This window comes from Streptomyces sp. SID14478, assembly GCF_010548525.1.
Lineage (GTDB): Bacteria > Actinomycetota > Actinomycetes > Streptomycetales > Streptomycetaceae > Streptomyces.
Genome location: NZ_JAAGMG010000692.1, coordinates 1 through 223, shown reverse-complemented (window position 1 = coordinate 223; position 223 = coordinate 1). Strand labels below are relative to the sequence as shown.

The window sequence follows — 223 nt, the reverse complement described above, 5'->3', positions numbered from 1 at the left end:
ACGAACAGGGCGCGACACTGGCGGACGCGGCGCGGCTGCTCGGGGCCCCGGTCCTGGTGGTCGCGCAGGCGGGGCTCGGCACCCTGAACTCCGTCCAGCTGACGGCCGAGGCGCTGCGGGCCCGGGGCCTGGAGCAGGCAGGCGTGGTCATCGGGAGCTGGCCGCGGCAGCCGGGGCTCGCCGAGCGGTGCAATGTCGCGGATCTGCCCGAGGTCGCCGGGGC

Annotated in this window: 1 protein-coding gene; it reads left to right on the top strand. The window is 77.6% G+C overall.

The window, feature by feature from the left end; translation table 11 throughout:
* A partial coding sequence (locus tag G3I40_RS22800; protein WP_164303993.1) for an AAA family ATPase occupies positions 1 to 223 on the top strand: 223 nt, incomplete at both ends.